Annotated in this window: 11 protein-coding genes and 1 pseudogene; 2 read left to right on the top strand and 10 right to left on the bottom strand. The window is 67.1% G+C overall.

Annotated features, from left to right (window positions below):
• Positions 1–81: 81 nt before the first annotated feature.
• Positions 82–1,176 carry a catalase family protein gene (locus IBJ82_RS23790; protein WP_194828179.1) on the bottom strand — a complete coding sequence of 365 codons (1,095 nt, stop codon included), beginning with the start codon at positions 1,174–1,176 and terminating at the stop codon, positions 82–84.
• A complete protein-coding gene (locus IBJ82_RS23785) occupies positions 1,173–2,960 on the bottom strand; it encodes a peroxidase family protein (RefSeq protein ID WP_194828178.1) in 1,788 nt (595 codons plus the stop codon). Before IBJ82_RS23785 ends, IBJ82_RS23790 begins: the two co-directional genes overlap by 4 nt.
• A 284-nt stretch (positions 2,961–3,244) precedes the next feature.
• Here IBJ82_RS23785 and IBJ82_RS23780 point away from each other — a divergent pair, with 284 nt between their 5' ends.
• Positions 3,245–3,994 (top strand): hypothetical protein, encoded by a 750-nt coding sequence (locus IBJ82_RS23780; RefSeq protein ID WP_194828177.1) that lies wholly within the window; start codon positions 3,245–3,247, stop codon positions 3,992–3,994.
• Positions 3,995–4,147: 153 nt separating this feature from the next.
• Here IBJ82_RS23780 and IBJ82_RS23775 read toward each other — a convergent pair whose 3' ends face one another.
• The 3 genes from IBJ82_RS23775 to legP form a co-directional block, all read right to left on the bottom strand.
• On the bottom strand, positions 4,148–4,546 hold the full coding sequence (locus IBJ82_RS23775) for a hypothetical protein (RefSeq protein WP_194828176.1): 399 nt from the start codon (positions 4,544–4,546) through the stop codon (positions 4,148–4,150).
• A 198-nt stretch (positions 4,547–4,744) separates the two neighbouring features.
• Positions 4,745–6,721 (bottom strand): serine protease, encoded by a 1,977-nt coding sequence (locus IBJ82_RS23770; RefSeq protein ID WP_228537567.1) that lies wholly within the window; start codon positions 6,719–6,721, stop codon positions 4,745–4,747.
• Between the two features lie 113 nt (positions 6,722–6,834).
• Entirely contained in the window at positions 6,835–7,620 is a 786-nt protein-coding gene (gene legP / locus IBJ82_RS23765; RefSeq protein WP_194828175.1) for a Dot/Icm T4SS effector Zinc-dependent metalloprotease LegP, read from the bottom strand.
• A gap of 211 nt (positions 7,621–7,831) precedes the next feature.
• Here legP and IBJ82_RS23760 point away from each other — a divergent pair, with 211 nt between their 5' ends.
• Positions 7,832–8,305, top strand: a complete 474-nt coding sequence (locus IBJ82_RS23760; RefSeq protein WP_194828174.1) for a hypothetical protein — start codon at positions 7,832–7,834, stop codon at positions 8,303–8,305.
• A 13-nt stretch (positions 8,306–8,318) separates the two neighbouring features.
• On the opposite strand, the gene IBJ82_RS23755 is transcribed toward IBJ82_RS23760, so the two are convergent.
• The 5 genes and pseudogenes from IBJ82_RS23755 to IBJ82_RS23735 all read right to left on the bottom strand — a co-directional run bounded on the left by IBJ82_RS23755 (position 8,319) and on the right by IBJ82_RS23735 (position 13,634).
• Entirely contained in the window at positions 8,319–9,521 is a 1,203-nt protein-coding gene (locus IBJ82_RS23755) for a glycoside hydrolase family 76 protein (RefSeq protein WP_194828173.1), read from the bottom strand.
• 161 nt (positions 9,522–9,682) lie between these two features.
• Entirely contained in the window at positions 9,683–10,351 is a 669-nt protein-coding gene (locus IBJ82_RS23750; RefSeq protein WP_370585446.1) for a TetR family transcriptional regulator, read from the bottom strand.
• Between the two features lie 49 nt (positions 10,352–10,400).
• Positions 10,401–10,613, bottom strand: a pseudogene (locus IBJ82_RS23745) (GMC oxidoreductase); the annotation flags it as partial.
• Between the two features lie 65 nt (positions 10,614–10,678).
• Positions 10,679–12,004, bottom strand: coding sequence for a lipase family protein (locus IBJ82_RS23740; RefSeq protein WP_194828171.1), 1,326 nt, complete (start codon positions 12,002–12,004; stop codon positions 10,679–10,681).
• Positions 12,005–12,131: 127 nt separating this feature from the next.
• Complete coding sequence (locus tag IBJ82_RS23735) at positions 12,132–13,634, bottom strand: class I adenylate-forming enzyme family protein (protein ID WP_194828170.1); 1,503 nt, start codon at positions 13,632–13,634, stop codon at positions 12,132–12,134.
• Positions 13,635–13,636: the final 2 nt, after the last annotated feature.

Here is a 13,636-nt window from a genome sequence, read left to right as displayed (position 1 = left end):
GAATCGGCCCGGCGACACGGTTGTCGCGCCGGTGGTCCGGCGCGGCGGACGGGCGCGCCGGACGTGCGAGCGGCGTGGGGGTCATGGCGGGAGCTCGGTGGCGTCGCGCGGCTCGACGCGCGGCGCGTTGTTGACGTCGTGGCGGTAGTTGCTCGATGCCTCGTACACCCGCTTCTTGAGTCGGTTGATCGATCCGAGCGGCCGGTGCGTGTCCAGGCCACGCCAGGAGTTGAACGAGAGCACGTCGTCGCCGTAGGCACGCCGCTGCGGGGTGTACGGATCCTGCACATCGAATCGGATGGTCGCGATGGTGCGGTGCGGCGACTCGTCCTCCGGCCACGGCACGGTCGCGTCCTCGATCGGCATGGTGGCCGCGTCCGTGCACAGTTGCGCGCGCAGTTCGTAGGTGGCGCTGTGCCCGGCGAAGAAGTCGACGATCAGATCCTGGTGCGCGTTGACGCCCGCGTCCGGGTCGACCGGTTGCCCTTGCAGCGCCGCGACTTCCGGTGACACCGGGGCGTAGAGCAGCTTGGCCACGTAGTCCCCGTATCGAAGGGGCGCCGAGGTGAAGAAGGTCTCGCCGAGGATGTGGGTATTGGGTGCGACGAAGACACCGAGATTCGGTGGCACGCTCCGCCCGATCCGGCGCAGGACGTGCGTGTTGAGCGCGGCGACGAGGTCGCTACCCGCACGCAGGGCCATGTCGGGCAGCCGGGCCAGCGCCCAGGCCGTCGGCATGCCCTTGGTGAGGTAGGTGTGCGCGTCGGCGAAGAGGAACTCGCGATGGGTGACCATGATGAAGTCCTGGGTGATCGCCTCGTCGTCGGGCATCGCGCGCGGCCCGTGTATGCCGAGCACCTTGATCCCGAGTCCGCGGACGCCGCGCAGTTGATCGCTGCGGATCACCCCGGACGTGCTCGACAACCTCGCGATCACCGGATAGGTGGCCGGGGTGGCGAACATGCCCTGCGCCAGTTCTGGCGCCAGGCCCGCGGGCACCGTCAGTTCGCCGCGCAGGATGCCGTGGCTCTTGGCGTGCGCGTCACGCAAGCCACGCTTGTACTTGCGGTAGGCGCGTTCGTTGTTGTGGCGCAGCACCGCGATGATCTTGTCGATGTCGCGTTCTTCGTCGAGGCGCGGTTTTTCCAGGTCGTCGCGGTAGCGCAGGTAGCTCATCGCGGACTCCTCCACGGGGCGAACGGATTCGCGACGCCGTCGAGCGCGGGCGCCAGGGTCGGGAAATGCCGCAGCAGCACACTGCGCATCGTGGTGTCGCGTACCCAGGCCATGCCCGCCTCGGTGTAGACCTCGGGCCGGAAGTCAGTGGTGAAGAACCGGTCGGCCGACAGCCGCCGCGACGCCATCAGCACGAAGACGCGAAAGGCGGTGTCGCTGAAGCCGAAACCGGGCGGCTTGGGTTCGGCGTAGAGGCCGATCATCAGATCGACGTCGTCCACGTCGCCGTAGACCTCTTCGAGTTCCCGCGCCCACCGCGGCTCGTCGGTGAGCTCGTCGAACGAGGTGATCGGTGGCAGCCGCAGTTGGCGGCGGAATTCGTTGTAGCGCGGCACACCGCGCTCGCGGACCCGCAGGATATCCACGGTCGCGAGATCGAGCACCGGCTGGCCGGGGCGCTCGAGCTGTTGCAGGTGTGCGGGGTAGTTGTGCAGCGTCAACGCGCCGGGGTTGGCTCGGCCGAAAGAGTAGAGCAGCGTGTCCATCGGTGTCTCGGCGAGGCGTTCGCGGATGTGGGCGACGCCGAGTGCGGGAAGCGGATGCTCGGCCAGCACGGTGTCGTCGCCGAGGCTGCGGACGACGAGCTCGTCGGGTATCAGTGGATGCATGCGGTATACCGCGACGAACTCCTCGGTGAGCGAGTACGGCACGCCGCTGTCATCGCGCTCGGAACCCGGTATGCCACAGAGCACTTCGTTGCCGATGAGATCGCCGAAGCGACGCGATACCCGCTCCCCCAGCACGCCGAACCAGTTGGCGCGCATGGCGGCGACGGTGGTGGGGTGGGCGATCACGGCCGGTGTCCAGTCGACGGTGTGGATCTTCGCGATCAGCGCGGAATTGACCAGTCGCGCGGTGTCGTAGAGCTGCTGGTCGTCCATGTCGGGGTAGCGCCGGGACAGGCGGGCACAGATCGCGTTGTGTTCGCGTAGGAACAGTGAGTGCAGCAGTGCGAGGCCGACCCACGCGTTGGCCGCCTCCGGCTCGAGCGCCACCAGCCGTTCGGCATCCAGTGGTGGCAGTCCCAGTTCGTCGATCACGAGCTGTCCGTGCTTGCCCGAGCGCAGGGATGCGGCGAATTCGGCTGTGCTGCCGTAGATCTGAGAGGCGTCCCACCAGTGGGTCTCGCCGGTGACGTAGGTCGGCGGGTCGGTCGGATCGGGCGCGGCCAGCTTAGCCGTTCGCGGGATCGTCATCGGAGGGTGTGGCCACTGATCGTCGTCGTCCAGGGTGACGGTGAAGGGGTCGCGTTCGGCGGGCTCGTGGACGAACCAGTCGTGCACCTCGAACTGGATCCAGGCCGCCGCCAGCAGATTCAGGGTGGTGGCGGGCTGGAATCGCTCGCGCGTGAGCAATTGCCTGCTGACCGTGCGCGGGTTGGGTTCCATGATCCGCGCCGGACCCTCGGGGTAGGTGTGATCCAGCGGGAAATTGCGTCCGAAGCGGCAGCCGATCGACCCCGCGCGAGGGTCGTCGGGGCTGTTGTAGGTGCCGTCGACCGTGCGCGCGCTCCGGTGCTCGCCGGTGACATCCGGCGGCAGCGGCCCGGCCGGGTGCGGGCCGGTGTCGAAGAGATTGCGCGACCGCAGTCTGCTGCGCAGGCCGACCAGGACGGCCAAACCCAACGGGGTCGGCAACCGGAACCAGCCGACGCGGCGGTCGAGCGCCTCGGCGGCGGCGACCAGTGCGCGGGTGACCAGTGTCTGCTGCTGTGGGTCGACCATCGAGAAACCTCCACGGGATGGCGCCTGCTCGGCGCCTACCGGACCGATCGATTCCAGTCTCCGACACCTGGTCAGGACTGTCACGAGTAGTCGACTACGTGCGGGCCGCGCGACGTCACCGATGCGGGGCTGTCGTCGTCGATGGTCGTCCCGCGCTCCGGACGCCCGACCTGATCGGGTAGCGCACTACGCGCGCGCCGCGGCCCGTCGATGGGCGAATCTGAGTTCCAGAGCCGCTCGCGCACCGCGGGCGGCATCCGTCACAGCGACAGAAGGGCGCTCGGGTGATCACACCGATCGAAATCAAAGTGAATCTCGACGGAGATGTCGCGGGCGCACTGCAACGCCTCCGATGTAGCGATGCCGGCGCGGCCTACCGCGACATCTGGTTCGCCGAACCGCTGCACCCCGGCTCCACGGGCGCGCCGACCCTGCTGTCGAGCCGCATCGTCATCCGGTTGCGCAGCGGCGACGAAGACGATCTCACCGTCAAGCTGCGACCGTGCCTGCGTTCCCAGTTGGCGGGCCGCTGGGCGGCGCCCTTCACCGAGTCCGGCGTTCGATACCGCATCGAAAGCGATTGGTCCGGCGGCCGGCGAATGCTGTCGGCCTCGGCGATCAGCCTGCGGTCCCCCGGTTCCCTGCGTGCTGCCGTGGCCCGAGGAATCGATGTCACCGACTCGCTGAACTCGGCCCAGCGGCAGTTCCTGGTGAGCTGCACACCTCCCGGCATCGCGGTCGATCATCTGTGCGCGATGGGCCCGGTCGCTTCGGCACGGTGGACAGGGGTGCCGGTGGGAAATCTGCGGGCCGACGTGGAACGGTGGACCGCCGCCGGTCTCGATCTGGTCGAGTTGTCGCTGACAGTTGTGCCCCGACAGGGCGATTCACCTGTCGACCTGCATCTGCGCGCGGTCGACGCCCAGCGCGAACTCGAAGTCGCTCTGCACGCGCTCGGGCTGACGATCGCGACGGGCGATACCAAAACCGAGCAGGTGCTCATCGCACTGGCGGCAGCACGTAGGCCCGGGTAAACACTCTCGGCAGGAGGTCGATGGCTGGTCCTGGTCGACTTCGTCGGCGACGCGGACCTGCCGTGGGGCTGTCACGCCGGATGGTCCGAATCGACCACGCTGTCGATCCCGGCTCAGTATCAGTCGGACGCCTGACACTGCCATCGCGGCTGTTCAATTGGCGATGATGAAATTGAACAGCACTCTGATATTGCTGTTCCAGCCGACGTGATACCGCACCGTCATGGTGCCGTCGGCGTGTGGAACCACGTTCAGGACCTGGATGGTGGCCGGCCCGAGAAATGGGGTGTTGTCGGTATCGATCTCGGTGAGGCTGACCGAGATCTGGCTGTCGGCGCGCACGTCGGCGCTCGGGAATCCGAATACCCAGGCACCCGTTCCGTGGGTGCGCAGAATCTTCTGGGCCCAGCAGACCGAGGTGATATTCGTCTGGCCGATCGCCCGCACAGCTGCCTCTTCGGCACCGTAGCCGATTTTCGCCGACTCGAACGTTTCTTCTTCGGTATCGGCGCTCGCTGCCACGACCGCGTCCTCCGTATCCATCTCCAACATTTCGTTGCCTTTCTCAGCGAAAACACTGTGTGGAGCTATCCTCGCGCGCGGACACGGCCGCGCGAACGCGTAATCCACTACGCGAATACGCGCGGGTTCGGTGCCGAGTAATTCGCATTCGGTAGTCAGCCACGCGATCGAGTTCCGCACGGCCGCAAAAGAATCGACGGGGTGTCGGGGTATGAATTGTCTTGTCGCTCAGGCGGACAGCACGTGTCCGATCGTGGCAGCCACCGCGGCATGGGCGAGGTATTCGGCGATGTCGTGGGCCCGTTCCTTCGGGTTCTCGACCGGAAGGTCGCGCAGATCCGGACCCCACGCCTGACGCAGTGGGCAGCCGATGGCGATCGGGTCACCGGCGTACCAGGTGTTGAGCCATTCGCCGACCCGTTCCGGCCTGCTCGCGCCGCCGCTGAGCAGCTTGCGATAGACCCCCTCCAACCCGAGCGGGCTGCCTGCCGTCACCAGCAGGCGCACGTTCAGTTCGCGGGGCAACTGGGTGAGCAGATCCATCGCGACCACGGTGCCGAGACTGTGGCTGACCAGGATCAGTTCGCCCTCGGCGGGCGTGTCGCTGAGCACCGTGTCGAGCACACTCTTGCGGACCCGTTCGTTGTCGAGATAGGCGGCGACATCTTTGAAGATGGCGCCGATGAGCGCGGAGTCGAGGCCGCTGCGGGCGGCGATCCAGCTGAGCTGGTCGCGCAGTCGCCCCAGGACCACCGCACCGAATCCGCCGAAGAGCTCCCGCGCTTGCGGGTCGGCGGGCAGTTCGTCGACGTTCGGCATCCCGACACGATGTGCCGCCTCGGCGACCAGGCTCTCGTACAGTGCCGGACCTGTCTCGACGGCCTCTCGGGTGTTCATGCTCTCGATGAGTTGGTCACCGTAGAAGGGAAAATGGACGTCGACGGGGTCGATGGGGCTCAGACCGGCGAGGGTGAGTCCCTTGTTCAAGCCGGCTGTCCAGTTGCGGCGCAGCTCGACCGGGTCGCGACCCTCTTGTCCGCGCCCGTGCAGGAACAGCACGCTGCGGTGACCGCCGAACGCGGTCGACTTGCCGCGAAGGCCGCGCACCAGGCTTTCGTCGGCCGAGATCGGTCGCGGCACCGGCATTGTCGCCGCCGCTTCACGCGATGGGATCGCCGCGAGCCCGAGTTCGTCGAGCAGGGCACGCTGTGCCGAATCGAACTGACGCGATCCCAGATCGTGCAGCAGCACGCTCACCCGCGCGCCCTCGTTAGCGATCCAGTCGATCGCGTCGTCGCCGTCTCCGGACTGCCACAGCTTGCCGTCCTTGCGCAGTACCCGGCCCTTGTCGTCCTTCTTCGGCACTCCGGCATGGTGCAGCGCGACGATCTCCCACTGGTCGTTGAAGACCGGCGAGCCCGAATTCCCCGGCTCGGTATCGGAGGCGTAATGCAGGAAATCATCGAGTTGCAGGTCGAGGCGGTTGTGCCGGATCGAGATCTCCTTGAGCCGCCCCGAGGGATGCCCGACGACGTTCATCGCCTCGCCGATCACAATCTTGCCCGGCTTGGCGATCAACGGGTTCCAGCCGAACGTCATGCCGGGCGCCACGCCGTCCGGACCCGGTGCCACACGGACCACGGTGTAGTCGAGGTGTTTGTCGGTGACGAAGAAGTCGGCAGGCGCGAGCCGGAAGCGCGTCGTCGGTCCCGGAACATTGTCGATATCGGCCTCCGCGCGGAACTCGATCACGACCGATTCGGCCGCCCCCGGCGTGGGCAGCACGTGATTGTTGGTCAGCAGCAGTTGTGGTGACACCAACGAACCGGTGCCCATCGGCACCTCACGCCCGTTGTCGGCCAACGAGATTCGCGCCACCGCGGCGGCGGCTCTGGCACCGCGAGTCAGGAAGTTCACCGCCTGTAGCTCGTTGGCGAAGCCGATGACCCGCTCGAGCGAGCGGATACTGCCCACCGGCTCCTGTCTGCCCAGTTCGATCACCGCCTGCGCGGGGACTTCACCGGTGACGAGCAGTCGGTCGGCGCGGGCGAGAATCTGTTCCTCGGTGTCGACGACATCGGACTCGCTCACCTCACGGCGGCGGGCCACCTCGTCGCGTTCGGCCTCGGTGTCGTCGAATCGCCGCGATGCGGCGTCCATCTGTTCGTGCCATGCGGCAGTGCGTGCTTCACTCTCGGTATCCATGGGTCACCTCGCCCGGAGAAATGTGTGCTGGGGTATTCAGCGTGGGCGCGGACACGGTGCCGGGCACGAGTAGTGGACCACTCGACTTCACCACGCGGCTACCTGCGCCGATGTCACGGGTAGATCGCGTGGACGGCGTTCACATCGCCGACCGAGAGCGCGGAGCGCTGGCCCATCGTCACGCCCGGCGGCACGGGAACGCGCGCGAGGATCGTCGGCTGCCCGGTGATGCTGAACGCCGTCGCGGGGTAATGCATGATCGAGCCGAAGTCGTACCGGCCGACGTCGTCGCCGTCGCTGATGTGCTGGTCGAAGTTGTGCCGGTGGGCCGGATCGACCCGGTCCAGCCGCACCGCGACGAAATTCCCGCGATCCTCCCTGCTCTGTTCGTGCCACAGTCCGAGCGCGTGCCCCATTTCGTGCACCACGGTGCCCACCGGCGCGGTGGCGGCGAGTTCGATCGTCTGGCGTCCACCCCGCCGCCCCACCGGCGACCGACTCGACATGCTCGGCACGAATCGCACGAAGTCGCCGTGGGCGCCGGTGCGCGCGACGAATCGGATCCTGGTGCGCGAGTTCCACTGCGCGATCGCGTCGAAAACCCGCTGTGGCGCGGGCAGGGCCGGGTCGACCTCGAAGGGGACCACGCCATTCGGCCAGCGGAATACCGCACCGGAGATCACCGCGCCCTCCTGTCGACGGCGGGCATCGATCTCCTCGACGGTGCCGAGCACGATGTCGCCTTCGAAGATCGCGAGATCGTCGACCACCGCGTAGCGCAGTTCGCGCACGCCGTGCGTGACGCTGCCGATCAATGCCGATCCCGCCTCCGGGCCGGAGTGGAATTCGCCGGTGTCGATGGTGTCGGTGGCCGACCGAACAGTGTCGTCGATGATCATGGGTCTCGCGCTTCCTGTGTCGGGTTCGACGACGGCGGATTCCGTCGCGCCTCTCCAGGAAGCGTGGTCCGAGGACCACCCCCACGCGCGAGTAGCGGGCTACCCGATCACGCGACCGTCATCGGGTCGGCACCAGCCACTGACTACGCTGACGGCAGCCACCGTACGAGTCCGACGGGGCATGTGCGCCGACCCGCGAGGAGAACTACCCATGTGGCCGTCCGATTGGCCCTCGTCAGCCCGCGCGATCGCGACCGCCGTCGAGGCCGCCGTCACCGCGGCGAAGGCGGCCGACGAATCCGGGTTCCGTGCGACCACCGCGGACCTGTCCGAACTCCCCGCCGATCAGGTCACCTCGGTGCTGGCGGCGATCGTCAGAGAACTGCTCGAGACCGCGCATCCGGACGGCCTCACCGGTGACGATGTGCGTGCCGTGCTGGAATCGGTGATCCGGCGATCGGCACCGTGGCTGTCCGGACTGGATGCCACCGCGGTCATCAGCGCGCTCACCGGGGCGCTCGGGGTCGACGAGTCCGCGGAACCGGACCACGCATGGACGAACCCCCAACCCGCAGCGGTACTGCTGATCGAATACCTCGCCGATCTTTCCCGCACATCGCCGCAGCAATCCGTTCAGCGCGCCATCAACGAGATCGCCAGGGCCGAAACAGTCGAAATGCCTTGATGGCATCGCGAGTTCAGCGGCCTGCGGCGATCAGTCGGTAATCGGCTTCGAGCAGCATCCATCCGCTCAGCTGCACCGACAGGTCGCGGCTCAGATTCGCCGACGACGCAGCGGACGTGTCCGCGAGCTGGAGGAAGATTCCCGGATGTTCCGGGACAACGACCGGACGGTTCCAGTCCGTACCGAACAGGGGCAGGCCGTCGACCTCGGCGCGATTCGCCCAGGCCGCCTGGGCGGAGGCGTGCACGATATTCGCGGCGGTCGTATTCCCCAGCGCCAGTGCGGTTTCGGCCAGATATCGCGCGAGGATTCCCATGAAGAGCCCGGAGTCGTTCCCGGCTGCCGCGGCGATCACTCCGGAGTCGGTGAGCCGGTGCTCGACTGCGGTCACGAGTGCTGCCGCACGGTAGCCGTGCCCGGATTCGCCGGTGCGCAAAGCCAATTCGGTTTCCAGCCCGATGGTCACGCCCTGGCAGTAGGTGTGAACGGTGCGATCCACCTGACCCCCTGGCTCGTGGACACCATCGTGGATCAGGCCGCTCTCGGTGTCACGCAATCGAATGTCCAGGAAATCGGCGAGTTCACCGGCGCGGGAAATATCGCCGAGGCGAGCCATCGCGAGACCGGTCGGACCGATCGCCGCGGTGTTGTAGAAATCGTCGCCGGACCGCCATGGCACCGCGCCCACGTCGGGGTTCCATCCACCGATCAAAGCGCCCCGCAGATCGCCTATCGCGTCGTCGAACCGGATATCGAGCAGCCGGTCGGCCCGTTCGAGCGTCAGCACCAGCCACGCCATATCGTCGTAATACCGATTGGTCCAACCGGTGACATTGCGGGTTCGGATTCCCCGCGCGAGTGCGACCACCCGATCGACGCGGTCGGGGGTAGGTGCGCGGTGGGTAGCATCGACCGCGCAGTCGAGCAGATGTGCCTGCCACCAGTAGCACCATCGCCCGAATGCCCGTTCCGCCAGATCCGCGGGCCACACCAGCGCACCCAACCGGCGCTGCGGCAGCCCCCAGAGCGAGCGCACATGTCGCGCCACGATCGCCTGTTCCGCCAGATCCGCCCGCTCCCCCGCACCGAGGTCGCGGGAACGGCCCCGGATGATCGTCCCCGCCGGTGTCGGCGGCGCCACCGCCGCCAGCGCGATCGCCGCCCCCGCCGCATACAGCACACTGCGCCGACTGAACTCGTGGTTGCGGCGATCCATCCGCTCGGGCTCCTCCTCGTGGACATCGGCGTCGGCGCCGATTCTCCAGGATCCCGTGTGGGGATTGCCAGAGCCTGAACTGCTCCGGTGAGCCGCGGAAACGTTTGCGCAACCAACCAGCCGAACCTGCCCGAGCCACTACCTGCCAGGCGGTTCCCGGGCTAGGACTCGCCGGTCTCGGTTCCCGGGGAATACGGCGAGCTGAAGCCGGAAATCCACTCGAAGGACGTCGCACCCGGTTCGGCGGCCCGCTCGGCAGCCGCGGCGAACGGAGCGTTGTTCTGCGTCAATCGGACGATGGCGCGTTCGAGTGCGGGCAGGATCTCGGTGATCGCGATATCCCCGTGCGCGAAACGTGCCAACAGGGCGTAGACCATGTTGGTCAGCACGAGGGCGAAATCGGCGGCGTAGTCCTCGTCGAGACTGGCGAACATCGCGCCGACTGCGGGCAACACCGCGGCGAAACCTTGGGCGTCGAGTCGTTGCCCGCCGGGACCGGAACGAGCATGCGAGTAGGCGGCCAGCATCCGGGGGTGACGCTCCCACGGTTCGAACACGTAGCGGGTCACCCGTATCAGCACATCGGCGAGTGATTCGCCGACTCGTGGCGGGTCGAGTTCGGTGTAGGTGTTGGTGGCCATCCAGTGGGCGACCGCCGTGAGGACGAGTTCGTCGCGGGTGGGGTACAGCTTGTAGACCGTGGTCAGCGATACCTGCGCGAGGCGAGCCACCCGGCGCAGCTGAACCGCGTCGTAACCTTCCGATTCCAGCAGCGACAAGGTGGTTTCGGTGATCTTGCGCGCGGGATCACCATCGCCCTTTCTGGCCACCATGTCACAGTAGACCATCCACTTGTGCTGCCACCGAAGCGATCCGCCCTCAGATCCGGGTGCCCACATCCTCGGCGACGAGATCGTCCATGGCCCGCTCCGCGACCGCCGCGATGGTCATCGACGGATTGCATGCGGCGGCGCTGCCCGGCAGCAACGCACCGTCGAGAACGTAGAGACCCGGCTGGTCATGGCCGCGCCCGTTCACGCACGCCGAGCCCATGCTCGCCCCACCGAGCGGATGCCAGGTCGGGGAACATCCCGCTCGCTGTTGCCACGGCAATCAGCATCCAGCGGCGGGAATGTTCCTCACACTCAGATCCTTGTTCAGGCGATACTGCAGCCGGAGACCGGCTTGTCCGCAAGGCGATCGAGAAGATAGGTGAACGCGTTGTCAGGACCGAAACCGTCGATGATCTCCGGCCCGAAGTGATTCGGGATGGTGGTTCCGGGCAGGATCGGCGGCAGGTCGTTCGTGCGGAAGGTGACCGTCGCGCCCTTGCCGCACCAGTCTTCGGCGAGTCGGCGAGCCTGCCCGTACGGGACGGTGTCGTCGTTGAGACCGCTCGTGATCAGGACCGGCGTGGCCGGGGTGGAGTTGCCGATGCGCAGTTCGGCCAGTACCGGTGCGGCTTCGGGCATTTCCCTGAGGTGCTCGGTGAGCGAGCGACCATCGTTGGTCAGCGAGTTGGTCTTCAGGAAGGGATAGGTGGTGATCAAGTCGACGATGCAGGCGTTGCTCAACGTATCGAGCATCGCGCGCCCGCCCGGGCTCATGACCTTGTCGACCGCACGCTGCAGCTCGGGGTAGCGCGCGAGCATGCCGTTGACAGCGAACCCGATCGCACCGCCGATCAGCGCGCCATCGATCTTTTCCAGGATCGCGGGCAGGTCGGCTACCGGCCCACCGGCCCAGGTACCTTTGAGGTTCAGTTCCGGCGCGTAGCTGGGCTGCATCTCCGCGGCGGCCGCGGTAGCGCCACCGCCCTGGGAGTAGCCCCAGAGCACGACCGGTGTCTCCGGTCCGACCCCGCCCAGGTTGTTGGCCGCCCGAACTCCGTCGAGAATGGCGTGTCCGCTCTCGAACCGATTGGCGTAGGTGTGGATGCCGGGTGTGCCGAGGCCGACGTAATCGGTCACCAGCACTCGCGCGCCCAGCCCGCTCCACACCACCGACGACGGCAGCTCTTGGTTCGCCGAGAGCCCCAACGGCTCGGTGGATACCGTCATCCCTGTCGAGAACGCCATCGACATCGCGCAACGGTCGCCCTGACCCGAGGTACCGGGACCGATCACCACCGTCGGCCGTGGGCCCGCTCCCTGCCACGGAACGGTCGGTTCGATGTAGGTCCCGCTCACGGCGACGGGGGACCCGTCCTGCAGCTTCGTCGTGTACATCACGTGCTGCGCCCGGCCCGGCCATCCCTGCTCGGTCGGGGGAGTCAGAACCAAGGTCATCGGCGCGGTCTTGATGATCGCGCCCGGTTCCTGCGGAATCTGGTCCGGCGGCGTGTAGAACGAGTTCATCGGCTCGGCCGAGACCTCACCCGCATCCGTCACCACGCCGGCCACCGCCGTGGCGCAAGCCAAGACCAACACCGCGACGATGCGCCCAGCCTGCGGCCGCACCCGTCGAAGATCCTGTCGCTTCATCGAGAACCTCTCAGTCGACACCACTGACCGGCATCGTCGCCGCAGTGACTCAGGTCGCCGGAGAATCAGATCATGATGCCTGTCACACCAGCGCCGACAGAGAGTAACATTGTTACTGCGAGCCGATTCAACCGAGGGTTCCACGGTCGATGGCCCGCTTGAGGATCTTGCCCGTGGCACCCTTGGGCAAGGCGTCGACGAACTGGATAACGCGCGGGATCTTGTACGCGGAGAGCCGTTCTCGCGCCCACACCGACACATCCGCGGCATCGAGCACTGATTCCGCGCGGCGCACGACGACCGCGGCGACCTCCTCGCCGTAGTAATCGTCCGGGACACCGATCACGGCCACCTCGACGACGTCGGGATGCGCGAACAGGATCTCCTCGACCTCGCTCGGATAGACGTTGTAACCGCCACGAATGATGAGGTCCTTGGCCCGGTCGACGATGCGCAGGTCACCGTCGGCGTCGACGGCACCGAGGTCTCCGGTGCGCAACCAGCCCTCGTGATCGAGAACGTCGGCGGTATCCGACGGTCGCTCCCAGTAACCCTTCATCACCGTCGCGCCGCGGAGGAATATCTCGCCGACGGTCGACGGCGGGCACGGGTTGCCCGCCTCGTCACGGACCTCGATCCGGGTGAACGGTGTCGCGCCGCCGACATACCCGACCTTCGCACCCCGCTCGATGTCGGTGAAGGTGCCCATCGCCGTGGTCTCGGTGAGTCCGTACCCCTCGAGCAGGGTGCAGCCGAAGCGTGCCTGGAATTCCCGAGTCACCGCGGCGGGCAGTGACGCGCCACCGGAGACGGCGATCCGCAGTTGGGCGAAGTCGGCGGGGTCGGCGTCGCCCGCGGTGTGCAACATCGCGTTCCACATGGTCGGTACGCCGACCATGACGGTGAGCCGATCGCGGCGCAACATCGCCGTCATGGCCTGTGCGTCGAATCGCGAGAGCAACGACAGCGACCCACCGGCGGTGAAGGTTGTCATCATCACCGAGGCCTGGCCGAAGACGTGGAACAGCGGCAGAGCTGTACCCGTGCGGTCCGACCGCGTCGAACGGCTGCACGCGACGCCGATCTCGCCCGCGGACAGCAGATTCGACACGGTCAGTTGCGCGCCCTTGGGACGACCGGTGGTGCCCGATGTATAGAGGATCGCCGCAGTGTCGTCGGGGTCACGGTCACGAACCTCCGTCGACGCGAGACCTTCGTCCGCGCCGGGGCACAGGTTCCAGACGGGCACGCCACGCGCCTGTGCCGCCGACGAGGCGGCGAAACCGAGTGCGTGCCAAGCGATGACGAGCGCGCAGCCCGCGTCGTCGAGGACGTAGTCGACTTCGTGCTGGGTCGACATCGTGTTGATCGGGACCACCACGGCACCGGCCACCTGAATCCCCAGGTAGGCGACGACGAATTCGGGCACCGACGGTGCGACGAGCAGAACTCGATCACCGACCCGCAGCCCCGACGCGACCAGCGCCGCAGCGTAATTGATACTCCTCGAACGCAATTGATGATAGGTCCACGCGGCGAGTTCGCCGGGCACGGAGCTTTCACCGCGAATGGCCACCGTGTCGGGGTGGGTATCGGCATGACGTCGGACGGGATCGAAAAGATTTGCCATGG

The sequence above is a fragment of the Nocardia sp. XZ_19_231 genome, from assembly GCF_015355705.1.
GTDB classification, from domain to species: Bacteria; Actinomycetota; Actinomycetes; order Mycobacteriales; family Mycobacteriaceae; genus Nocardia; species Nocardia salmonicida.
Note: the sequence above shows the minus strand (reverse complement) of the source record. Positions and strands in the feature narration are given on the sequence as shown.

Coding starts and splice junctions, on each gene's coding strand:
- IBJ82_RS23760 (WP_194828174.1), top strand. CDS start 7,832: ATGTGGCCGTCCGATTGGCCCTCGTCAGCCCGCGCGATCGCGACCGCC.
- IBJ82_RS23790 (WP_194828179.1), bottom strand. CDS start 1,176: ATGAGCTACCTGCGCTACCGCGACGACCTGGAAAAACCGCGCCTCGAC.
- IBJ82_RS23785 (WP_194828178.1), bottom strand. CDS start 2,960: ATGGTCGACCCACAGCAGCAGACACTGGTCACCCGCGCACTGGTCGCC.
- legP (WP_194828175.1), bottom strand. CDS start 7,620: ATGATCATCGACGACACTGTTCGGTCGGCCACCGACACCATCGACACC.
- IBJ82_RS23735 (WP_194828170.1), bottom strand. CDS start 13,634: ATGGCAAATCTTTTCGATCCCGTCCGACGTCATGCCGATACCCACCCC.
- IBJ82_RS23770 (WP_228537567.1), bottom strand. CDS start 6,721: ATGGATACCGAGAGTGAAGCACGCACTGCCGCATGGCACGAACAGATG.
- IBJ82_RS23740 (WP_194828171.1), bottom strand. CDS start 12,004: ATGAAGCGACAGGATCTTCGACGGGTGCGGCCGCAGGCTGGGCGCATC.
- IBJ82_RS23755 (WP_194828173.1), bottom strand. CDS start 9,521: ATGGATCGCCGCAACCACGAGTTCAGTCGGCGCAGTGTGCTGTATGCG.
- IBJ82_RS23775 (WP_194828176.1), bottom strand. CDS start 4,546: ATGTTGGAGATGGATACGGAGGACGCGGTCGTGGCAGCGAGCGCCGAT.